This is a genomic window from Nocardia rhizosphaerihabitans (assembly GCF_014646295.1).
Classification (GTDB): Bacteria; Actinomycetota; Actinomycetes; order Mycobacteriales; family Mycobacteriaceae; genus Nocardia; species Nocardia rhizosphaerihabitans.
The window spans coordinates 84,377-105,772 of sequence record NZ_BMNE01000010.1 but is presented as its reverse complement, the minus strand read 5'-3'; the positions used below and the strand labels follow the sequence as shown (position 1 = coordinate 105,772).

Annotated in this window: 25 protein-coding genes; 9 read left to right on the top strand and 16 right to left on the bottom strand. The window is 68.8% G+C overall.

Going from position 1 to position 21,396, the window contains the following annotated elements; translation table 11 throughout:
• Positions 1–110: 110 nt before the first annotated feature.
• Complete coding sequence (gene coaE, locus IEY60_RS30785; protein WP_189034024.1) at positions 111–1,316, bottom strand: dephospho-CoA kinase; 1,206 nt, start codon at positions 1,314–1,316, stop codon at positions 111–113.
• 161 nt (positions 1,317–1,477) lie between these two features.
• Here coaE and IEY60_RS30780 point away from each other — a divergent pair, with 161 nt between their 5' ends.
• Complete coding sequence (locus tag IEY60_RS30780; RefSeq protein ID WP_189034023.1) at positions 1,478–1,690, top strand: hypothetical protein; 213 nt, start codon at positions 1,478–1,480, stop codon at positions 1,688–1,690.
• A 52-nt stretch (positions 1,691–1,742) separates the two neighbouring features.
• On the opposite strand, the gene IEY60_RS30775 is transcribed toward IEY60_RS30780, so the two are convergent.
• Both IEY60_RS30775 and rpsA read right to left on the bottom strand, forming a co-directional pair.
• Complete coding sequence (locus IEY60_RS30775; protein WP_189034022.1) at positions 1,743–3,284, bottom strand: phospholipase C; 1,542 nt, start codon at positions 3,282–3,284, stop codon at positions 1,743–1,745.
• A 125-nt stretch (positions 3,285–3,409) separates the two neighbouring features.
• On the bottom strand, positions 3,410–4,882 hold the full coding sequence (rpsA, locus tag IEY60_RS30770) for a 30S ribosomal protein S1 (protein WP_189034021.1): 1,473 nt from the start codon (positions 4,880–4,882) through the stop codon (positions 3,410–3,412).
• Between the two features lie 285 nt (positions 4,883–5,167).
• Here rpsA and IEY60_RS30765 point away from each other — a divergent pair, with 285 nt between their 5' ends.
• Positions 5,168–6,022, top strand: a complete 855-nt coding sequence (locus IEY60_RS30765; RefSeq protein WP_189034020.1) for a class I SAM-dependent methyltransferase — start codon at positions 5,168–5,170, stop codon at positions 6,020–6,022.
• On the opposite strand, the gene IEY60_RS30760 is transcribed toward IEY60_RS30765, so the two are convergent.
• On the bottom strand, positions 6,019–6,600 hold the full coding sequence (locus tag IEY60_RS30760) for a hypothetical protein (protein WP_229740276.1): 582 nt from the start codon (positions 6,598–6,600) through the stop codon (positions 6,019–6,021). The genes IEY60_RS30765 and IEY60_RS30760 overlap by 4 nt on opposite strands.
• Positions 6,601–6,781: 181 nt before the next feature.
• Here IEY60_RS30760 and IEY60_RS30755 point away from each other — a divergent pair, with 181 nt between their 5' ends.
• Complete coding sequence (locus IEY60_RS30755; protein ID WP_189034019.1) at positions 6,782–7,816, top strand: helix-turn-helix transcriptional regulator; 1,035 nt, start codon at positions 6,782–6,784, stop codon at positions 7,814–7,816.
• A gap of 5 nt (positions 7,817–7,821) precedes the next feature.
• Here IEY60_RS30755 and IEY60_RS30750 read toward each other — a convergent pair whose 3' ends face one another.
• From IEY60_RS30750 to IEY60_RS30740, 3 genes are all read right to left on the bottom strand, one after another.
• A complete protein-coding gene (locus tag IEY60_RS30750; protein ID WP_189034018.1) occupies positions 7,822–7,992 on the bottom strand; it encodes a type II toxin-antitoxin system antitoxin in 171 nt (56 codons plus the stop codon).
• Positions 7,993–7,999: 7 nt separating this feature from the next.
• Complete coding sequence (locus tag IEY60_RS30745; protein ID WP_189034017.1) at positions 8,000–8,887, bottom strand: SPFH domain-containing protein; 888 nt, start codon at positions 8,885–8,887, stop codon at positions 8,000–8,002.
• A 75-nt stretch (positions 8,888–8,962) separates the two neighbouring features.
• Positions 8,963–10,312, bottom strand: coding sequence for an FAD-binding oxidoreductase (locus tag IEY60_RS30740; protein WP_189034016.1), 1,350 nt, complete (start codon positions 10,310–10,312; stop codon positions 8,963–8,965).
• A gap of 84 nt (positions 10,313–10,396) precedes the next feature.
• Between IEY60_RS30740 and IEY60_RS30735 the strand changes: the two genes are divergently transcribed.
• Complete coding sequence (locus IEY60_RS30735) at positions 10,397–11,314, top strand: LysR family transcriptional regulator (RefSeq protein WP_189034015.1); 918 nt, start codon at positions 10,397–10,399, stop codon at positions 11,312–11,314.
• A 5-nt stretch (positions 11,315–11,319) separates the two neighbouring features.
• Here IEY60_RS30735 and IEY60_RS36090 read toward each other — a convergent pair whose 3' ends face one another.
• Entirely contained in the window at positions 11,320–11,502 is a 183-nt protein-coding gene (locus tag IEY60_RS36090; RefSeq protein ID WP_229740275.1) for a hypothetical protein, read from the bottom strand.
• The gene (locus IEY60_RS30730) at positions 11,469–12,221 is read right to left on the bottom strand and encodes a LysR family transcriptional regulator (protein ID WP_229740274.1); all 753 of its coding nucleotides are present in this window, start codon (positions 12,219–12,221) and stop codon (positions 11,469–11,471) included. Before IEY60_RS30730 ends, IEY60_RS36090 begins: the two co-directional genes overlap by 34 nt.
• Positions 12,222–12,310: 89 nt before the next feature.
• Here IEY60_RS30730 and IEY60_RS30725 point away from each other — a divergent pair, with 89 nt between their 5' ends.
• Positions 12,311–13,153 carry an oxidoreductase gene (locus tag IEY60_RS30725; RefSeq protein ID WP_189034014.1) on the top strand — a complete coding sequence of 281 codons (843 nt, stop codon included), beginning with the start codon at positions 12,311–12,313 and terminating at the stop codon, positions 13,151–13,153.
• Positions 13,154–13,163: 10 nt separating this feature from the next.
• Entirely contained in the window at positions 13,164–13,787 is a 624-nt protein-coding gene (locus IEY60_RS30720; RefSeq protein ID WP_189034013.1) for a DUF1579 family protein, read from the top strand.
• Here IEY60_RS30720 and IEY60_RS30715 read toward each other — a convergent pair.
• Together IEY60_RS30715 and IEY60_RS30710 are read right to left on the bottom strand one after the other, a co-directional pair.
• Positions 13,771–14,232, bottom strand: a complete 462-nt coding sequence (locus IEY60_RS30715) for an ABA4-like family protein (protein WP_189034012.1) — start codon at positions 14,230–14,232, stop codon at positions 13,771–13,773. The two genes, IEY60_RS30720 and IEY60_RS30715, sit on opposite strands and share 17 nt — an antisense overlap.
• Positions 14,229–15,179 carry a hypothetical protein gene (locus tag IEY60_RS30710; protein ID WP_189034011.1) on the bottom strand — a complete coding sequence of 317 codons (951 nt, stop codon included), beginning with the start codon at positions 15,177–15,179 and terminating at the stop codon, positions 14,229–14,231. The genes IEY60_RS30715 and IEY60_RS30710 overlap by 4 nt, the downstream gene beginning before the upstream one ends.
• A gap of 104 nt (positions 15,180–15,283) precedes the next feature.
• On the opposite strand from IEY60_RS30710, the gene IEY60_RS30705 reads away from it, so the two are divergent.
• Positions 15,284–15,922, top strand: coding sequence for a MerR family transcriptional regulator (locus IEY60_RS30705; protein WP_189034010.1), 639 nt, complete (start codon positions 15,284–15,286; stop codon positions 15,920–15,922).
• Positions 15,923–15,967: 45 nt separating this feature from the next.
• On the opposite strand, the gene IEY60_RS30700 is transcribed toward IEY60_RS30705, so the two are convergent.
• The 4 genes from IEY60_RS30700 to IEY60_RS30685 all read right to left on the bottom strand — a co-directional run bounded on the left by IEY60_RS30700 (position 15,968) and on the right by IEY60_RS30685 (position 19,798).
• Entirely contained in the window at positions 15,968–16,720 is a 753-nt protein-coding gene (locus IEY60_RS30700) for an amino acid ABC transporter ATP-binding protein (protein ID WP_189034129.1), read from the bottom strand.
• A gap of 26 nt (positions 16,721–16,746) precedes the next feature.
• On the bottom strand, positions 16,747–17,685 hold the full coding sequence (locus IEY60_RS30695; protein ID WP_189034009.1) for an amino acid ABC transporter permease: 939 nt from the start codon (positions 17,683–17,685) through the stop codon (positions 16,747–16,749).
• Between the two features lies 1 nt (position 17,686).
• Complete coding sequence (locus tag IEY60_RS30690) at positions 17,687–18,592, bottom strand: ABC transporter substrate-binding protein (protein WP_229740273.1); 906 nt, start codon at positions 18,590–18,592, stop codon at positions 17,687–17,689.
• 126 nt (positions 18,593–18,718) lie between these two features.
• On the bottom strand, positions 18,719–19,798 hold the full coding sequence (locus tag IEY60_RS30685) for an isocitrate/isopropylmalate dehydrogenase family protein (RefSeq protein ID WP_189034008.1): 1,080 nt from the start codon (positions 19,796–19,798) through the stop codon (positions 18,719–18,721).
• A gap of 84 nt (positions 19,799–19,882) precedes the next feature.
• On the opposite strand from IEY60_RS30685, the gene IEY60_RS30680 reads away from it, so the two are divergent.
• Both IEY60_RS30680 and trxA read left to right on the top strand, forming a co-directional pair.
• Complete coding sequence (locus IEY60_RS30680) at positions 19,883–20,383, top strand: 2'-5' RNA ligase family protein (RefSeq protein ID WP_308426144.1); 501 nt, start codon at positions 19,883–19,885, stop codon at positions 20,381–20,383.
• A gap of 49 nt (positions 20,384–20,432) precedes the next feature.
• Positions 20,433–20,804, top strand: a complete 372-nt coding sequence (gene trxA, locus IEY60_RS30675) for a thioredoxin (protein ID WP_189034006.1) — start codon at positions 20,433–20,435, stop codon at positions 20,802–20,804.
• Positions 20,805–20,871: 67 nt separating this feature from the next.
• Here the strand turns inward: trxA and IEY60_RS30670 are convergent, their stop codons facing one another.
• Positions 20,872–21,294, bottom strand: coding sequence for a 2-isopropylmalate synthase (locus IEY60_RS30670; RefSeq protein WP_189034005.1), 423 nt, complete (start codon positions 21,292–21,294; stop codon positions 20,872–20,874).
• Between the last annotated feature and the right edge of the window lie 102 nt (positions 21,295–21,396).

Below are 21,396 nucleotides of genomic sequence, written 5' to 3'. Positions count from 1 at the left end.
AACTTCCCTGTGAACCGAGTCACCGCCTGGTGACTCGGCACAATGTACACAGCGCGCGACGCCGCTCGGCCGCTTTTTGAAACATTGGTGTTTAACAAATTGGTCTCGGGTCAGACGCGCGCGCGAGCCCACTCGGTGACCACCGGATAGACGGCGTCGAACCACGGTTCCTTCACCGCGTAGTACGCCTCGCCCGCCGCGTCATCGGACTTGCCCGCGGCCGCCTGCTCGGCCTCGCGCTTGACCGCCAGGTACGCATTCCTGGCGTCCGCGTCGGCGCGCAGCCAGTCGCGCAGTTCGAGCGCGAACCGCTGCCCGGGCGAATCCTGCACGCGCAGATGGATGTTCGCCGGGCGCGCGGGATCGGCGTTGCCGTGCAGGCGCTTTCCCCAGCGAGCAAGGTCCGTGCCGTCGGCGTCACCGGGTGTCGGCTTCGGGTTGTCGTGGGTGACCCCGGGTGCGAGCGGGAACCCGGCGCCGGCGAGCGCGTCGGCCAGCGACTCGGCCGTGGTCATATCGGCCACCGTCACCTGGATGTCGATGATGTCCTTGGCGGGCAGGCCGTGCACCGCGGTGGACCCGACATGGTCGATCCGCACCGCCGACGCGCCGCACACCAGGTGCAGCCGGGCGATGATCCGCCGTGCCTGAGCTCCCCACTCCGGGTCGGCCGCCACCAGCTGGTAGTCGGCCCTGGCACGCACCCCTTCGCGCTGATTGCGTTCGAACGGCACCAGCCGCTCGGCCCACAGCGCCCGCACCTGCGCCTCGACGACCTCGGGGGCGCCGTTGTTGTCCAGCCAGACATCGGCGACCGCGTGCCGCTGCTCGTCGGTGGCCTGCGCGGCGATCCTGGTCCGCGCGTCGGCCTCGGCGACCCCGCGATGTTCCACCAGCCTGCGCAGCCGGGTCTCGACCTCCGCGCCGACCACCAGGACCAGCTGCATCAGCGGCGCGAGCCCGTTCTCCACCAGCAGCGGAATGTCCTGCACGACAATGGCGTCCGCGGGCGCGGCACCGATCAGCTCGGCGGTGCGGGCACCGACCAGCGGATGGGTGATGGCGTTGAGCGTGCCCCGTGACTCGTCGTCGGCGAAGGCCACCGCGGCCAGCGCGGGCCGGTCCAGGCTGCCGTCGTCGGCGAGAATGCCCGCGCCGAACGCCTCGACCAGCGCGGCCAGACCCGGCGTGCCTGGCGCGACGACCTCGCGGGCGATCGCGTCGGAGTCGATCAGCACCGCCCCGCACTCGACCAGGGTCCGCGCCACTGTGGATTTACCCGCTCCCATGCCTCCGGTGAGGCCGATCCGCAACATGGCGCCCAGTCTCGCAGACGGCGTCACGCCACGGTCCGGTCCGTCGGATTCTTTCCGACACGCCCACGCGCCGACCGGCGCAAAATCCGGGGCCGGGCGCGCCGGGTGGATTAATGTTCGCCGAGGCGAGAAGGCCAAGCTCCAGCTACCGAAGGATGATCATGGGCACCAGAGACCACCGGACGGCTCGCCACCGCCTGGGCATGCCCGGCGGTGTGCATTGCGTCGAATACCCCGCCGTCGCAGCGACTCTCGCCGAATACCGACGCTCCTGGTTCACCGCCCTGGTCTCCCCCGCCAGGCACAGTTTCGCCGCGATGCGCAAACGCCCCAGTATGTCCGCCGGCTACTGGGTGCCCGCCGCCGCGAGCTGATCCCTTCTCGGACAGCGCGGGCCCGGCGATCATCGCCGGGCCCGCTCGGCGTTCACACCCCGACCAGCCCGCTCGGCGCGCGCCTGCTCCCCGGCTGCTGTGACGGCATCGCGTTCGGCGGCACCGGATAGGGCACGCCGTGTCCGAGGGTGCCCGCCGCGATGTTCGGACCGCACTGCACCGCCGCCGCGTCCGCTTTGGGCCGCGGATCGGGCAGCACCGGCCGCGCCGCGTTCGGTGCCGCCGCGAAATCGAAGGTCGAGGTCATGTCGCCGGTGACGCCGCGCCGCCACGCGGTCAGGTTCGGCACGTCGACCCCGAACCGGGCTTCCAGCAACCGCAGCTGCGAGGTGTGGTCGAAGGTCTGCGAGGCGACCAGCCCGCCGCGACTGTAGGGCGAGACCACCAGACACGGCACCCGGTAGCCGAGGCCGATCGGCCCGGCGATGCCGCCCGCCGCGGGGACCCGGTCCAGCGGCACGGTCAGGAACTCCCCTGCCGTGCCAGGCGGCGGCGTCGGCGGGACGACGTGATCGAAGAAGCCGCCGTTCTCGTCGTAGCTGATGATCAGCGCGGTCTTCTCCCACACCGCCGGATTCGAGGTCAGGATGTCGAGCAGCTGCACGATCCCGACCGCGCCGAACGCCGCGGGCAGGGCCGGATGCTCGCAGTGCAGCACCGACGGCACCACCCACGACACCGCGGGCAACGTGTTGTTCGCGACGTCGGCCTGGAAGTCGTTGGGGTACACCGGCGCGATGCCGCGGCGGGCCAGTTCGGAATTCGGGTCGGCGGCCTGAGTGAAGCAGCCGATCATGCCGTCGAGGATCATCGACGACGCCGGTCCGGCATCGCGATTGCTGTAGATCTTCCAGCTCACGCCCGCCTCGGACAGGTTCTCGGGGTAGGTGCGCCAGCTGTAGACGTTCTTCGGGATGAGCAACGGCGTCTCCACCAGCGGGCCACCGGCCAGACCGTCGGGGTCGATGGTGGCGCTGACCCAGTACAGCCGGTTGGGGTCGGTCGGACCGAGCACCGAACAGTGGTAGTTGTCGCAGAGGGTGAACGCCTGGGCCAGCTCGGTGTGGATCGGAACGTCTTCGGGCAGGTAGTAACCCATCGCCGCGGGGGCGTTGGCCGGACCGACCGAGGCCACCGACATCGGCATCCAGCCGTCGTTGCGTCCGTCGTTGAAGGCCTTGTGCATGCCCGGCCAGGTGTGGTCGGGGTCGTTGATGCACTCGCCGTCGAGCGTGGCGCCCCGGGTGGTGTCGAGCCGGAACGGTTCGACGAAACCGTCTGCGGTGGGCCCGATTCCGGGCGACCAGCCGTACTGGCGCCACGACGCGGACGCCTCTCCGAAACCACGCACCCCCGACAGCGTGCCGAAATAGTGGTCGAAGGACCGGTTTTCCTGCATGAGCAGAACGAAATGCTCGATGTCACCGAGTCCGCCCATCCCGGCCGGGTCGGCGGCGAAGGCCCGGTCGATGATCGGATTCGCCCAGGAGGCAAGCGTTCCCACGGCGCCGGCGGCCATCGCCTTGGCGAGGAACTGCCGCCGGTTGAGGCCGGCGAAGGGACCAGAACTCATGTCGATGGAGCACCTTTCCCGAGCAGGGGATGGAGCAATCGCGCCGAGACTACCCCACCGACCTGGGAAAAGGCCGAAGGCCCCGGTCCGTGTGGACCAGGGCCTTCGGTACTGCTCTACCCGAATCAGGCGTTGCCGGAGAGCTTCTCCCGCAGAGCCGCGAGCTGGGCGTCGCTGGCGAGCGAACCGCCGGCGGACTCGGCCGGGCCGGAGGAGGCCTGCGAGCTGCCACTCTCGGAGGAGTAGTTGCCCGAGGCGGGACCGCCGTTGGCGGCCTCGGCGGCAGCGTCGGCTGCCATCTTCTCCATCTGAGCGGTGTGCATCTTGTGGCGACGCTCGGCCTCGGCGTAGCGGCCTTCCCACTCTTCACGCTGCTTGTCGAAGCCCTCGAGCCATTCGTTGGTCTCGGGATCGAAGCCCTCGGGGAAGATGTAGTTGCCCGCATCGTCGTAGCTGTCGGCCATGCCGTACTTCGACGGGTCGAACTCGGCGTGGTAGTCCTCGTTCGCCTGCTTCAGCGACAGCGAGATCCGGCGACGCTCCAGGTCGATGTCGATGACCTTGACCATCGCGTCGTCGCCGACGGCAACGACCTGGTCCGGGACCTCGACGTGGCGCTCGGCCAGCTCGGAGATGTGCACCAGGCCCTCGATGCCCTCTTCGACGCGCACGAACGCACCGAACGGAACCAGCTTGGTGACCTTGCCCGGCACGATCTGACCGATCGCGTGGGTCCGGGCGAACTGACGCCACGGGTCTTCCTGGGTGGCCTTGAGCGACAGGGAGACGCGCTCGCGGTCCAGATCGACGTCGAGAACCTCGACGGTGACCTCGTTGCCGACCTCGACGACCTCGGACGGGTGGTCGATGTGCTTCCAGGACAGCTCGGAGACGTGCACCAGGCCGTCGACGCCGCCCAGGTCCACGAAGGCACCGAAGTTGACGATCGAGGAGACCACACCCTTGCGGACCTGGCCCTTCTGCAGCTGGTGCAGGAACTCGGAGCGAACCTCGGACTGGGTCTGCTCGAGCCAGGCGCGACGCGACAGGACCACGTTGTTGCGGTTCTTGTCGAGCTCGATGATCTTGGCCTCGATCTCCTTGCCGACGTACGGCTGGAGGTCGCGGACACGACGCATCTCGACGAGCGAGGCGGGCAGGAAGCCACGGAGGCCGATGTCGAGGATCAGGCCGCCCTTGACGACCTCGATGACGGTGCCCTTGACGGCCTCGTCCTTCTCCTTGAGCTCCTCGATCGTGCCCCACGCGCGCTCGTACTGCGCCCGCTTCTTCGACAGGATCAGGCGGCCTTCCTTGTCCTCCTTGGTGAGAACCAGGGCCTCGACCGCATCGCCCACGGAAACGACCTCGTTGGGGTCGACATCGTGCTTGATGGAGAGTTCGCGGGAGGGGATGACGCCTTCGGTCTTGTAACCGATGTCGAGCAGGACCTCGTCACGATCGACCTTGACAATGGTTCCCTCGACGATGTCGCCATCGTTGAAGTACTTGATCGTGGCGTCGATGGCGGCGAGGAAGTCCTCGGCGGAGCCGATGTCGTTGACGGCTACCTGCGGCGAGGTGACGGTGGTGGGCATATGTGGATTTGCTCCGGACGGATTGTGGTCGGTTGCGGACATTGGAACTTTCGGTACGCTGCGAGATCACCGCGACGAGGCGACGAAGGATACTGAGAAAGTATCGCACGGACCGCCGCACTTGCTGCTGATCAAACTCAGCACGGGCGACTCCGTCATCGGATACTGTACGCATTCAACCCCGGCGCACAGCGTTCCTCGAAAGACACTCGCGTGCCTCAGCGTACGCGACCCGAGTCCAGCCGGGCAAACCACCCCCTGCGCCACGCCGATACCCTGGTCGCCGTGTCCGATGACGAACGCCACGCGCAGGCCAACGCGCTGCTGGGAACCACAGCGACCACCCGAACCAAGATCGGTTCCGCGGCCAGCGAGCGCGCGAGCAGGCGCTGGTGGGACGCCGATGCCGACCAGTACCACCAGACCCACGCCGACTTCCTCGGTGTCGACTCCCCCGGCGGCGAGTTCGTGTGGTGTCCCGAGGGCCTGCACGAGGGCGATATGCGCTTCCTCGGCGACGTGACCGGCAAGTCCGTGCTGGAGATCGGCTGCGGTTCCGCGCCGTGTTCGCGCTGGCTGGCCGGCCAGGGCGCGCATCCGGTCGGCCTCGACGTGTCGATGGGCATGCTCGAGCGTGGCGTGGCCGCGATGGAGCAGGACGGTCCGCGGGTGCCGCTGGTCCAGGCGGGCGCCGAGGCGCTGCCGTTCGCCGACGAGTCCTTCGACCTGGCCTGTTCGGCCTTCGGCGGCGTCCCGTTCGTCGCCGATTCGGCGCTGGTCATGCGTGAGGTCGCGCGGGTGCTGCGACCGGGCGGGCGCTGGGTGTTCTCGGTGAACCACCCGATGCGCTGGATCTTCCCGGACGATCCCGGCGCCGACGGCCTCGTCGCGCGGATCCCCTATTTCGACCGCACGCCCTATGTAGAGGTCGACGGCGACGGCGTGCCCACCTATGTCGAGCACCACCGCACCGTCGGTGACCGCGTCCGCGAGATCGTCGGCGCCGGCCTGACCCTGCTCGACATCGTCGAACCCGACTGGCCGGAGTGGCTGGACCGGGAATGGGGACAGTGGTCGCCGCTGCGCGGGGAGATCTTCCCCGGTACCGCCATCTTCGTCACCGAGAAGCCGGGCGCCTAGAACTCGGGCAGGGCCGCGAAGGCCGGGTCGACGCGCACCTTGGGCACGGTGTCGGCGATCCAGCGGCGGGCTCTGGTCAGCGGGTGTTCGGGGAACACCTCGTCGAAGCGGATGTCGTCGGACAGGGAATAGGGCAGCCTGCCGCGCAGCCCCGGCGCGTAGGGATGCGCCGGGTACATCTCGGCCGGACTGACCCGGCTGCCGATCACCGCCTCGCGCACCCCGGGTGCGCCCGTCTCGGGACAGATGATCTGGAATACCGCGCTGCACCGATCCTTGGGCACCACGATGGACGCGGCGAAGACGAGCCCGACCGGCGAGCCGGGCATACGCGTCTTCTCCACCCGCAGCAGCGCGGGCAGCTGGTCGACCCACACCACGAACGCCTCGATCAGACAGCCGGTGCGGGCATGATGCTCGGCCAGCCGCTTGCGCAGCCGCGGCAGATCGTGCAGCCGGGCAGGCAGGTCGGGCGTGCCGTTGACATAGGTCAACGCGACGACATCACGAGTGGCCGGATTCCCCCAGGTCGTGTTGTCCAACTGCTGCATTCCAGGAATGTCGAACGAGATGGGCACCGATCCAACTTACCGGCGCGGACCAGTTCGGTTGTCCCCGTACGGGGTAGGGCGCGCCGTTCAGGCGCAAACGCGCTCTTCGACCAAGTCGGCCGGCCACGATTTGTGACGGATCATCACCGGCCGGGCCGATGCGTCGCCGACATCCCTGATCAAGGGGATTTCGCCGTAGACTGGGCGAGTGCCGAGCGCCCTGGCCGACCGGGTGAGCCGTCTGGCCCGCGCCGATCATTCCGCCACACGACTGCGTGAGCTCGTCTTGGCCGAGATACGGCAGTCGATGCCCTTCGCCGGTCATGTCTTCGCGCTCACCGACCCCGTCACCGCGGTCGCGACGGCGCCGCTCGCCGATATCCCCGGGCTCGACATGTCCCGGCTGCCGGAGCTGATCCGGGCCCGCTACCTCACCCCGCTCAATCGCTGGGACACCCTGCGCGGCACCGGCGCCCACTCCCTGCTCGACGCCACCGAGGGCGAACCGGACCGTTCACTGCTGTGGCGCACCGTCCAGCGCAAGCTCGGCATCACCGACTCGGCCACGATCACCTTCGCCGATCGCTACGGTTGCTGGGGCTTCCTGGAACTGTTCCGGATCGACGAATCCCCGTTCACCAGACGCGAACTCACCGGCCTCACCGCGCTGACCGCCATCGTCACCACCGCCCTGCGCCGCACCATCGGCGCCACCTTCGTCGAATCCGACGCCCAGCTCCCGCCGCCGGGTCCCGCGGTGGTCCTGCTCGACGACACCCTACGCGTGCGCCCCCACCCCGCGGCCGCCGCCGAATCCCTGCTCCGCCTGCTCCCACCCGACGAGCCGATCCCCCCGGTCCCCGTTTCGGTCTGCAACGCGGGCGCCGCGCTCCTCGCCGCCGAAGCAGGCACCCCGATCGGCGCGGCCACCGCCCGCATCCACCTGGGCGGAAACCGCTGGATCACGGTGAAAGCCGACCGCATCGGCGACCACGACATCGCCGTAGCCCTGGAACCGAGCACCGCCACCGAACGCCTCGACCTGTTCGCCAGAGCCAACGGCCTGTCCGCCCGCGAATCCCAGGTCCTCTTCCTCCTCGCCACCGGCCTGGACTCCCGCGCACTGGCCGCCGAACTCGTCCTCTCCGAACAGACGGTCAACGACCACGTCAAAGCCATCCTCGCCAAGTCCGCCACCCGCACCCGCAGGCGCCTCCTGTCCCGCGTGCTCGGCGTGGCGTGAGGACGCTAGTCGCGCTTGGGTTTTCGGCCTGCCTGGTCGAGAGCGAGGCGCAGGGCGTATTCGATCTGGGAGTTGACGCTGCGCAGGTCGTCGGCCGCCCACTTGGCGATTGCCTCGTGGACGGCCGGGTCGAGCCGCAGCAGGATCTTCTTGGGTTCCCTCTTCGGCGCGGTCATGGCACCGTCAGGCGTAGAGGGATCCGGTGTTCACGACCGGCTGGGTGGCGCGGTCGCCACAGAGGACGACGAGCAGGTTCGAGACCATGGCGGCCTTGCGTTCCTCGTCCAGTTGCACGGTGCCCGCTTCGGTGAGGCGGTCCAGGGCAAGGCCGACCATGCCGACCGCGCCCTCCACGATCTGGGTCCGCGCGGCGACCACCTGGGCGGCCTGCTGGCGGACCAGCATCGCCTGGGCGATCTCGGGGGCGTAGGCGAGGTGGGTGATCCTGGCCTCGATGACCTCGATGCCCGCGGTCAGCGTGCGTTCACGCAGTTCCACGGTGAGTTCCTCGGCCACCTCGGCGCCGTCGCGCAGGCTGGTGCGGGCGTCGTCGTGCGCGTCGTAGGGGTGGGTGGTGGCCAGGTGCCGCACCGCCGCCTCGGACTGGGTCTCGACGTACTCCTCGTAGTCGTCGACGGCGAAGGCGGCCTTGAAGCTGTCGATCACCTTGTAGACGACGACGGCCGCGATCTCGACCGGGTTACCGTCGGCGTCGTTGACCTTCAGCTTCTGGGTCTCGAAGTTGCGCACCCGCAACGAGATCGACCTGCGCTCGGTCAGCGGGACCACCGAGAAGAAGCCGGGATCGGAGACCGAGCCGATGTAGCGGCCGAAGAAGGTGACGACCTTGGCCTCGTTGGGGTTGACGATGATCAACCCGGTGGCGAGCAGCGCGACCACCAGCACGGCGAGCACCGCGGCGACCGCGCCCGCCCAGGCCAGGGCGCCTCCGCCGTGCTGCGTCGCGGAGATGAACGCCAGCACAGCGGCGGCACCGAACAACAGGGTGAACACGAGCCATCCCAGCAAGACGACGAACCCGTTCATGCGGAATGCGGACCGCAGCTCCATGACATCCTCCCGATATCTGAGTGATATCACCAAGATAGTAGATGGAGGCCGCGGTCCACAAGTCCGGACGAGCCGCTAGGCGGTGGGCGCGATGTTGCGGTTGAACCGGAACATGTTGTGCGGGTCGTACTTCGCCTTCGCCGCGACCAGCCCGGCGTAGGTATCGGGCGCGTATCCCGCCGCGGTCTGCGCCGCGTCCGCCGCCGCGCCCGCGCCGTAGAGGAAGTTCAGGCTGTGCCCGATAGTCCACGGCGCCAAGGCTTCTCGTACCGCAGCCAGTCCGGCGGGTGCGGCGTCACCCACTCCGGCGTCGGTGATCACCCGCACGACGTACTCGGCCTCACGGTGATCCACCGCCACGCCCGTGCCCCGGCGCAACGCACCGCCGAGGTGACGAATGTCGACGACCGCATCGACCGGCCCACCGGGAGCGGTCAGGCCGCGCAGCGCCGCCAGCCCCTCGGGGGTGAGCTCGGTGAGCAGCGCATTGGTGGCGGCGTAGGCGTGTGGGAATTCCGGGTCGCTGTGGATGGTGTGGGATTCGGTGTAGGGCATGGCGCGCACGGAGTCGCGCAGGCGCTCACCGATCGCCCGCAGCGGCGCGACCAGCCGTTCCCCCTCCTCGGCCGGGCCGTGGAAGGCGATGCGGATCGAGGCGACGTGCCTGCCGCGCAGCGGTTCCGGCACGGGCGGGATATCGGGGAAGGTGACCGCGGCGACGGTGGAGGTGAGGGTGTCCGGCAGCGTCGCGGTCCATGCCCGCCACGCCTCCAGCGCGGCGTCGACCAGCGGGGTGTCGAAGATCAGCTGGCCGCCGTAGACCTCGGCGACGGGGACGAGGTCGAGTTCCAAGCCGGTCACCACGCCGAAATTGCCACCGGAGCCGAGCACCGCGCCGAACAGTTCGTCGGCCGGGGTGAGTGTGCGCATGCGGCCGTCGGCGGTCACCAGGTCGATCGAGCGCACATGGTCCGCGGCATAACCGAATTCACGAGCCAGTAGTCCGAGGCCACCGCCGAGCACATACCCGACGACGCCGACCGAGGGCGAGGAACCGTTGAGCGGTGCCAGCCCGTGCCTGGCCGCCGCCTCGACCAGCGCACCCGCCCGCACCCCCGCGCCGATGCGGGCGGTGCGCGCCTGCGGGTCGACCGTGATGGCGTCCATTCGGCCGGTGGTGATCAGCACGCCACGGTCCGCGGCCACCGAGAGGCCGTGGCCCGTCGCCTGCACGGCCACCGGAAGTCCTTGCCGGGCGGCGTATTCCACGGCGGCGCGGACATCCTCGGCGTGCACGGCGCCGACGACGAGGGCGGGGCGGTGGGTGTAGGCGGTCTGGAAGCCGGCGATCTCCTCGGCGTAACCGGCGTCCCCCGGGGTGAACACCGGGCCGGTGAAGTGGGTCTGCGTTGCGTTCGCGGTCATGTCTTCGACTGTGCCGCCGTCTCGACAAGAAATACAACAGATAGTTCTTCTGACTTCCATAACTAGTCTTTATACGATCGCACCATGGAACTGCGGCAGCTGCGCTATCTCGTGACGGTCGTCGACGAGGGCGGCTTCACCAGGGCGGCCGAACGCCTGCACCTGACGCAGCCGGGTCTCAGCGCGCAGATCAGGCAGCTGGAGCGCGAACTCGGCCAGCGCCTGCTCGACCGCGGCGCCCGCACCGTCACACCGACCGAGGTCGGCGCCGCCGTGCTCGAACACGCGCGAGCCGCGCTGGCGGCGGCAGACCGCATCGACGAGACGGTCCAGGAATTCACCGGGCTGTTGCGCGGGCACGTGCGGCTCGGGGTGATCTCCGGCGCGGCCACCGAGGAATTCGATGTCGCCGGCGTGCTCGCCGATTTCCACCACGACCACCCGCGGGTCGGCATCAGCCTTACCGAGGACACCGCCGAGCGGATGCTGGCCGCACTCGAACGCGGCGAGCTAGACATCGCCCTGGTCGGATTGACCGGCGCCGCACCGGATCCCGGGATGGGCCTCGAGGTGATTCTGGAGACGCCACTCGTCGCCGCTGTCGCGCTCGACGCACCGGCCGATCCCGCCGAGTCGGCGGGCACGATCACCCTGGCGGCGTTGACCGATCGGCGGCTCATCTGCCTGCCCGCCGGAACCGGACTGCGCGGTGTCTTCGAACGCTCTTGCACCGCAGCTGGTTTCACGCCACATATCGCCTTCGAGGCGGCCGCTCCCCCCTTGCTGCTCCGGCTGGCCGCCCGTGGTCTCGGCACCGCGATCGTCCCCGCGCTCACGCCCGCCGAGGCGACCGCGTTCGGCGTGCGCGCGCTCACCATCGTCGAACCGCGAATCCACGGCCGCCTCGCCATCGCCTGGCGCACCGACCGTCCCGGCGGCCCAGCGGCGAAGGTGCTGCTCGGCCAGCTGCGGATCGCGCTCGGGCAGCGGCCCATCGGGTGAATCGCCTACGACCGGCGGCGATGCCCGGTGGCCGACGCGCACGCTTCGACGTACCCGCGCACCAGCCGGCGATGGTCGTCGTGCCGCCAGGCCAGGGCGAGTTCGGCCGGGCTCAGGCCGGTCACCGGCCGGGTCACCACACCGACGTGGGCGATCAGCGGCGCGTTGCCCGTGGCGACCAGGACCACTCCGTCACCGTTGACCAGCGCCTCGTAGGTCTCCTCCGCGCTCGATACTCGGCGCCGACGACCGGCGGGTGTCCGGCGCGTTCGTCGAGCGCGAGCCAGTAGTCGCGCAGGACGCCCGCCGAGGTCGGTAGCGCCAGGAACGGCTCGTCGAGGAGCTCGGTGAACGCGATGCTGTCGCGCGCCGCGAGGGGGTGGGTTTCCGGGAGTGCGACCAGCCGCGGTTCGGTGGCCACGACCAGCCAGCGGTAGCGGTCGCCATCGGCCAGCGGAAGCCAGACGAAGGCGACATCGGTGGACCCGTCGGCCAGGCCTGCTGTCGGATCGTCCCAGCTCACCTGGCGCAGAACAGGTTTCGCGTCGGGGAACGCGGTGGCGAATCGGGAGCGCACCGCAGGCAGGATGCCGCGACCGGGGCTGGTACTTATCCCGATCGACAACCCCGCCTGCTGGGCGGCCTTCGCGGATTCGACCGCGGACTCCGCCGTTTCCCACGCGACGAGAACCCGGCGAGCCTGCGGTAGCAGCGCCTCGCCGACCGAGGTCAGCGCGACCGAGCGGGTGTCACGCACGAACAGCGCCGCGCCCAGCTGACTTTCCAGCTTGCGAATCTGTTTGCTGAGCGCGGGCTGCGAGACGTACAGCGCCTCGGCGGCTGCGGTGAAGTTCAACCGATCGGCGACCGCGACGAAGTAGCGCAGGTCGCGCCCGTGCACGTCCATAACCCTTGGTTATCACAACGGATATTGGACGCCCACTCGGCACGGCGGAAGTATCTACGGCGAAACATCAACGGGCAGAGGAGAATCTGATGAGCATCCCGCAGATCTGGCTGGTCACCGGCGCGAGCAGCGGCTTCGGCCGTGCCATCGCCGAGGCGGCGATCGCGGCGGGCGACACCGTCGTCGCCGTCGCCCGCCGCACCACGGCCCTGGATGATCTGGTCGCCGCGCACCCCGATCAGCTCGAGACCATCGCCCTCGATGTCACCGACACCGCGCGCATCGACGAGGTCGTCGCCGATGTGGTTGCCCGGCACGGGCGCATCGATGTCCTGGTCAACAATGCGGGTCGCACCCAGGTCGGCGCCGTCGAGGAGACCACCGACGCCGAGTTGCGCGAACTGTTCGACCTGCATGTCTTCGGTCCGGCCGCCCTCACCCGCGCGGTGCTGCCGCACATGCGCGCGCAGCGCAGCGGCGCGATCGTGATGATGAGCAGCTTCGGCGGCCAGCTGTCCTTCGCCGGCTTCTCCGCCTACAGCGCCACGAAATTCGCGCTCGAGGGCCTTTCCGAGGCACTGGCCGACGAAGTCGAGCCGTTCGGCATCAAGGTGCTGATCGTCGAGCCCGGCGGCTTCCGCACCGGCCTGATGAGCCCCGGCGCCGCCACACTCAGCGCCGAGACCGACGCCTACGCCGACACCGTCGGCGGGACCCGCCGCATGATCGAGACCAGCGACGGCCGCCAGCCCGGCGACCCCGCCAAGGCCGCCGCGGCCATCCGGACCGCACTGGCCGCCGACAAGACCCCGCTGCGACTGCCGCTGGGCTCCGACGCGGTCGATGCCATTCTCGGACACCTGGATTCGGTCCGTGTCGAGGTGCTGGAGTGGGAAACCACCGCCCGTGCCACCGATTTCGACGACAACTGAGAGAGTTCCCATGCGCACCGGACTGTTTCGCACGTTCGCTCCGATCGTTCTCGCCGCCACCCTGTCAGTCACCTCGTGTGCCGCCGAGGACACCGTCGTCGCCACGGCGACGACGACGCAGCACGCGGCGCAGGACGCGGGACATGCCCGGCTGAACCAGCTGGTCGGCGAATGGACCGCCGAGAAGTCCACCTTCGTGGCGGGCGGCACCCCTGATGCTCCCCTGATCACCCGCGATGCCGTCTCGCGGTGGAGCTGGATCGGCGAGACCGGGGGCAACTTCCTGCGCGAGGAGGTCACCGGCGTGATCGGCGACCGCCCGTACTACCGGCTCGGCCTGCTCGGCTACTCCCCCGTCGACGACCGCTACGAATGGTCGACCTTCGACAGCGTCACTCCGCTGACGATGGCCTATCGCGGCGCGAAGGGCACCGCGGGCAACCCCGACCTCTCGCTGCCGGGCGAGTTCACCGACCCGGGCATCACCGGACCGGCCAATGTCGGCAAGACCATCCCGATGCGGACACTGATCCGCCTCGAATCACCGAACCGGACGGTCATGGAGCTCTTCTTCACCCCACCCGGCGAACCGGAGCGCCTCGCCGACCGCGTCGTCCTCACCCGGCGGGCGTAGAAACAACGGCGGTCGACGTCGTCCGCTCCGCACCCCGGCCTGCCACCTCGCGCATCACCAGGTAGATCGGAAAGGCGATGGGTGACAACAGGATCGTGCCGATCAGCAGCGGTGCCATCAGCAATGGATGGATGTTCCGGTCGCGGCTGTCGAGGTAGATCCAGCGGCCGAGGAACAGGTCCCAGGCGATGATCTGGGCCCAGAGTGCCGTCAGGACAGCCGGGTCGGCGACGGCGTCGGTGATCGCGGGCAGGGACGGGTTGGTCACCAGGGACCACATCGCGCCGAGGATCGGGACGGCGACGATCGCCCAGATCACCAAGGGCACCAGCGTGATCCACGGTGAGCCGATGATCGTGCGGGTCCAGCGCCAGGTGGGCGCCAGGATCATCAGCGCCCAGAACGGGACGGTTACGAAGAAGGACAGGTCGAACAGCGTACTCATGCGGTGACTACCTTTCGGGTGCCGATCGCGCTCGCGACCGAGATCAGGGCGCCGGCCACGACGCCGGTGAGAATCGCGGCGGCCACGGTCAGGGTGGCCTGGTCGGGGTGGATCAGCGGCTGCCCGCGCAAGGCCTGCCAGGTGACCAGGGCGAGGACCGCCGCGTAGCCGGCGGCCATGGTGACGACCAGGCCGACCCGCACGCGCAGAACCCGCAGCAGCGGGATCCGTGGCGCGAGGAGTACCAGCAGCGCGGCGAACAGCGGCAGCGCCTGCAAGGCGTGCATGCCGAAGAAGTGCGGGATCCGCAGGTCACCGGCGGTGGTGCTCCACCCGGTCACCGGCATGCCCGGCGTGCCGTCGGGCGCACCGACGGTGTGCGCGCCCGCGATGTCGGCCACCCCGGATTCGCGGTTCGGCATCAGATTTCCCAGCGCCAGGCCGACCAGCGTGATCGCCAGGCCGAGCCGGATCGACCAGGTGGTGGCCGCGTCCCCGATTCTGGTCAGCGAGAGCTGCGCGGCGACGACCATGGTGGCGAGAAAGAGCACGATGATGGTGCTGCCCATGATGATCCACAGGGCGGCGTCGAAGCTCGTTGTCATGTTGTAGTGGCTGCGGGTGCCGCGCACGACCTGGCCGACGACGATCAGCTGTTCGATCGTGCCCGCGACGACGATCACCGTCGCCATCCACCAGGTGAGCCGGGATGGCTTGGACCGCAACGAGATCAGCCACGCCAGCGCGACGCTGTAGAGCAGGAACGACACCGCGAACTTGGTCGGCTTGAACCACGCGGTCGACCCCGCGATGACCCGGTCGTCGACCAGCATCCCGACGACGGCGACAACGGTGAGCACGGCGTTGACCGCGGCGAACCAGAGCAGTGGGCGATGCAGACGGGCCTGCCGCCGCGGCAGCGGATCGAGGGTTGTGAGGGCAGTCATGGTGAATCTCCCAAGATAGATAGCTGTACTATCCGTTATGGATAGCTAGACTATCCGCTAGAGCGAAAGCAAGCAAGGGGGAACGCGGAAAACGGAGGTGAACTGTGCGGATCTCGGAGTTGAGCGAGCGCAGTGGAATCGCGGTGGCGACGATCAAGTACTACCTGCGCGAGGGCCTGCTACCCCCGGGCGAACGCACCAGCCCGAACCAGGCCAGCTACGGCGAGGACCATCTGCGCAGGTTGCGGCTGGTGCGCGCGCTGATCGAGGTGGGTGGGCTGCCCGTGGCCACCGTCGGCGAGGTCCTCGCCGCCGTCGACTCCCCCGACCTGCCGCTGTTCAGCCTGCTCGGCGTGGTCCAGGACAGCATCTCCGCCCCGATCCCGCCCGCGGCCGACACGGAGTGGGAACGCGCGTCGGCGACCGTGCGCGCGGAGATGGACCGGCGCGGCTGGGACATGAAACCCAGCCCCGAGGCGATCAACACGCTCACCTCGGTGCTCGTGCGGCTCGCGCAGCTGGGCTACGCGGACTGGGGCGAAACAGCCCTGCCCAGCTATTTCGACGGCGCGCGGGTCATCGCGGAGAACGACGTCACGACCGCGCTGGCCGCGGGCGGACGCGACGACATCATCGACGCTGTCGTGGTGTTGACAGTGCTCGGTGACACCGCGCTGGCCACCATCCGGCGCATCGCCCAGGCGCAGGTCTCGCTGGAAATGCTGAAGAACCCCCAGCAATGAGCGACGGCCCCGCGGAATTCCGCGGGGCCGTCGCCGTTCGTCAGCTCAGAGCAGCCGGGACAGGAACGTCTTGGTGCGCTCGTGCTGCGGGTTCGCCAGCAGCTCGCGCGGCGGACCCGATTCCACGACCACGCCGCCGTCCATGAACACCAGTTCGTCGGCGACCTCGCGGGCGAAGCCCATCTCGTGGGTCACCACGAGCATGGTCATGCCCGAATCGGCGAGCTCGCGCATGACGGTGAGCACCTCACCGACCAGCTCGGGGTCGAGCGCCGAGGTCGGCTCGTCGAACAGCATCAGCTTGGGGTCCATCGCCAGCGCGCGTGCGATCGCGACGCGCTGCTGCTGACCGCCGGACAGCTGCGCAGGGTAGGCGTTGCGTTTGGCCGAGAGCCCGACTCGTTCCAGCAGTTCCTCGGCCCTGGCGACCGCCTCGGCCTTGCGGATGCCGCGCACCTGGGTGGGCGCCTCGATCACGTTCTCCAGCGCGGTGCGATGCGGGAACAGGTTGAAATGCTGGAACACCATGCCGATGTCGCGACGCTGGATCGCGGCATCGCGCGGATGCATCTCGTAGAGCTTGCCGTTCTTCTCCCGGTAGCCGACGAGCTCGCCGTCGACGTAGAGCCGACCCGCGTTGACCTGCTCGAGGTGGTTGATGCAGCGCAGGAACGTCGACTTGCCCGAGCCGGACGGCCCGACCAGGGTCAGCACCTTGCCCCGCTGCACCTCGAGCGAGATGCCCTTGAGCACCTGCAACGCGCCGAAGTTCTTGCACACCCGATCGGCCAGCACCATCGGCGGTGCGGCCACTTGTGGTTCGGTCATTTCGCCTTCACCGCCGCCTGCGCCGTGGCCAGTTCCTCGAGCTGCTTGGCCGTCAGCTGCCGGGTGGCACCGCGCGAGTAGTAGCGCTCCAAGTAGTACTGCCCGACCATGAGCACGCTGGTGATCGCCAGGTACCAGGTGGCACAGACGAGCAGCAGCGGGATCGGCTGGAAGTTCACGCCGTAGATGTCGCGGGCGCGGCCGAACAGGTCGGTGCTGAGCGGGATCGCGGTGACCAGCGAGGTGGTCTTGAGCATGCCGATCAGTTCGTTGCCGGTGGGCGGGATGATCACCCGCATGGCCTGGGGCAGCACGGTGCGGCGCATGGTCTGCGTCCACGACATGCCCAGCGCCACCGACGCCTCACGCTGGCCCTCGCCGACCGAGTTGATGCCGGCGCGCACGATCTCGGCCATGTAGGCGGCCTCGTTGAGGCCGAGGCCGAGCACCGCGAACAGGAACGCCGCCTGCAGGTTCTGCACGTCGAACTCGAAGAACTGCGGTCCGAACGGCACCCCGAGGTGAATCTGCTTGTACAGCGAGGGCACCAGACCCCAGAACACCAACTGCACGAACACCGGGGTGCCACGGAAGATCCACAGGTACACCCACGCGGTGGTGCGCAGCACCGGGTTCGGGGACAGGCGCATCACCGCGAGCACCGTGCCAAGACCCACCGCGATCGCCATCGCGAGCACGGTGAGTTCCAGGGTGACGATCGCGCCCGCGGTGATCCGGGTGTCGAACAGGTACTTGCCGTAGGTGTCCCACCGGTAGGCGGGATTCGTCGCGGCTCCGTAGACGAACAATCCCACCAGGATCAGGATGATTGCCGCCGCGATCCAGCGGCCCGGCCTGCGCAGCGGGACCGCTTTGATCGGTTCGGGTTCGGTGCCCGGTCCGGGCACCTCCACCGTCTTGTCCTTCTCGGTCACGTCAGCTCACTGCGCCGTTGATCACCGAGGTCTTGATCTGACCATCCTGGACGCCCCAGTTGGTGGTGATCTCGCCGTACTTGCCGTTGTCGATCAGGTGCTGCAGCGCCTTCTGCAGCGACACCGCCAGCGGCGAGCCCTTCTGCACGGCCCAGCCGTAGGGCGCGGAATCGAACAGCGGGCCCGCGGCCTCGATCTTGCCCTCGCTCTGCTTGATGGCGTAGGCGGTGACCGGCGAATCGGCCGACATCGCGTCGACCTGGCCGAGCACCAGGGCGTTGGTGGCCGCGCTCTGCTCGTCGAAAGCCTTCATATCGATGGCGGGCTTGCCCTCGGCGACGCACTTGGCGCTCTTGGCGGGAATCTCTTCGGTGTGCTCGACCGTAGTGGACTGTACGGCGACTTTCTTGCCGCACGCATTGTCGGGATCGATGGCTTTACCGGTTTGCTGGGCCCACTGGATGCCCGCGGAGAAATAGGTCGTGAAATCGACCTGCTGTTCGCGTTCGCGCGAATCGGTGATCGAGGACATACCCACGTCGTAGGTGCCCGCCTGAATCGCGGGAATGATCTTCTCGAAGGAGGATTCGACGTAGTCGACCTTCAGTCCGAGGGTGCTCGCGACGGCGTCGAGCAGGTCGACGTCGAAGCCGACGATCTTGCCGCCGGCGTCCTTGTACTCGTTCGGCTGGTAGGGCACGTTGACGCCGACGACGATCTTGCCTGCCTGCTTGACCTTGTCAGGGACGGCGGCGGCGAGCGCGTCGACCTTCTCCACCGACACCTTCGTCACCGTGGCGGTATCACCCTCGGTGTTGGTGGTGCAGCCGCTCAGCACCAGGGCGCCACCGGCGACCGTACAGAGCAGCCGCACGGCGCCGCGGCCGAGAACAGTTCGAACAGACAAAGGAGCCTCCACATTTCACGTCGACGCCGGCCACGTGTCAGCGCCTGTTTGGCAATGTATGCGAACCGGACACAGCGTGGTGCGACAGTAACCGAAGATTAATCAGTCAATGTGAAAGGGGTCCCTTCACCTACGGTGCACGCGCGCTGCGACCTGCTCGGTGAATTCGCTGGTGGAAGCCAGACCGCCGAGATCCGCGGTCGCGATTCCGGCCGCCAGAGTGGCGGCGACGGCACGGGTGATCCGGTCGGCCGCGTCGTCGAGTCCGCGGTCGTCGTGGCGAACGGCCAACCACCGCAACAACATCGCCGCCGACAGCTGTAGCGCCGCCGGATTGGCGCGATTGCGTCCGGCCAGTCCGGGCGCGGCGCCGTGCACGGCCTGGGCCATCGCCTTGGTGTCCGAACAGTTCAGCGACGCGGCCATGCCGAGCGAGCCGGCCAGCTCGCCCGCCAGGTCCGACAGGATGTCACCGAAGAGGTTCTCGGTGACGATCACGTCGTACTCGCCGGGCGCGCGGACCAGGTGCGCGGCCATCGCGTCGACATGCTCGTCGTCGACCCGCACGTCCGGGTACTGCGCGGCCACCTCATAGCAGACGTCGCGGAACAGGCCGGTCGTCATCGGCAGCACATTCGCCTTGTGCACCACGGTGACTCGCTTGCGCCTGCCCTGCGCCAGCCGCAACGCCTGATGCGCGATCCGCTCGCACGCCTGCCGGGTGATCACCGCCACCGCCATCGCCACATCGGGCGTCGGCCGGAACTCCCCCGACCCGGCGAACATATTGCGGTCGGCGTAGAAGCCTTCGCTGTTCTCCCGCACGATGACCAGGTCGATGTCCGGCGCCGTCGACCGCACCCCGGCGAACGCCACCGCGGGCCGGATATTGGCGTAGAGACCGAGCCGCTTGCGGATGACCCCGCCCGGCGCGACCCGCATGTCCGCGGGATAGGACGCGTTGTCGTGGGGGCCGAGGATCCAGGCATCGAGCTCTTCGAGCGCGCGCAACGTCTGCTCCGGCAGCGGGTCGGCGCAGGCCGCGATGGCCTCGTGGCCCATCAGCAGCGGCACCCACTCCACCGGCCGCAGCCCCGCCGCGCCGATCGCCTCGTCGACGACCGCCCGGGTCGCGGCGACCACCTCGGGGCCGATTCCGTCACCGTCGATCACACCGAGCCGCAGGCTCGCCTTCGCACCGTTCACGCCTCCATCCTCGCGCCTGTCGGGGCCGACCTGGCCACGGGGACACGCCACAGCGACTACTTTCTGCAGAGCATGGTGCAGTCGGTGGAGTTGCTCCTGGACGACGACGGTGCGGACGAGGTCCGCAGACAGTGGGCGGTGCTGGCGCAGGCGGGCATCGCCAGCCCCCGTGGCGCCACCCACCGGCCGCATGTGACGGTGGCGGTGGCGCGCGAGATCTGGCCGCGCATCGACCGCGCGCTGGCCGGGATCGAATTCCATCCGCTGCCGATCCGGCTGGGCGGGCTGCTGGTCTTCGGGGCGCGCAGGCCGATCCTGGTGCGCCCGGTCGTGGTCACCGAGGAGCTGCTCGCCCTGCACCGACGCGTCTATCACCTGGTCGAACCCTGCCCCGGTGTCCCCGCGACCATGCGGCCCGACGCGTGGACACCGCACGTGACGCTGGCCCGCCGGGTGCCGCCGGAGCGGCTCGGCGACGCGGTCGAGGCGGTGGCCGCCGACAAGGATTTTCCGGCCGTTGTGGTGGGCATTCGCCGCTGGGACGGGGAGGCGCGGCAGGAGCGCATTCTGATCGGTGGAAGATAGAGGGACGCCGCGGCGTTACAGCCGAGGACACCGACAAGGAAGGGACGTCATGGCCACCCAGACGCTGACCCAGCAGAACTTCGACGAAGTCATCACCGGAAACGACGTGGTCCTCGTCGATTTCTGGGCTTCCTGGTGCGGTCCGTGCCGCAGCTTCGCACCCACCTACGAGGCCTCCTCCGACAAGCACACCGATGTGGTGTACGGCAAGGTCGACACCGAAGCCGAGCAGGGACTCGCCGCCGCGGCGAACATCCAGTCCATCCCCACCATCATGGCCTTCCGCGAGGGCGTGCTCGTGTTCGCCCAGCCGGGCGCGCTGCCGCCTGCCGCGCTCGAGGATCTGGTGACCCAGGTCAAGGGCCTGGACATGGACGAGGTCCGCAAGCAGATCGCCGAGCAGGCCCCCGCCGCCGAATAGGCGCCACGAAACGTCAAGGGCCCGTTCACCTTTGGTGAGGCGAACGGGCCCTTCGAACTGTTCGGAATCAGCCGGCGAGCAGGTTGACGCAGGCGATCATGGCGCGCACGGTCGATTCGGCGCCGTCGCCGGCCATGGCCGCGGCCCAGCCGCGCCTGCCGTTGAACTCGCACTGCACGAAGGTGGCGGTGCCATCGGCGGTGCGGCGCTGGTGGAACTGCAGGATCTCGAGGGGGTAGCCCTCGTCGTAGAGCGCCGAGGTCATGGCGGCGACCGGGCTACCGGCCGCGATGACAGTGCGCAGGTGGTCGGCGAATTCCAGGGTCGCGGTGAAATCCGTTCCGGAACAAGTGAATTCGCCGAGAGCGATCGGTCCTTCGATCCGGGCGTACCGGTCGAGGAACTGGGCGGGGGTCAGGTCGATGGTCTCGGCGCGCAGGCCCTTGGGGGCGGCGTCGAACAGGGCACGGTCCAGTGTCAGCAGTGTCATTGCAGGTGAGGTCTTCCCGAAGATCGTCTTCGTTGGCAGTGGGACCAGCAGAACAATGAAAATCAGCCCGCAGCGAGGGGGCCGGTCCGAATCAGACCCCGC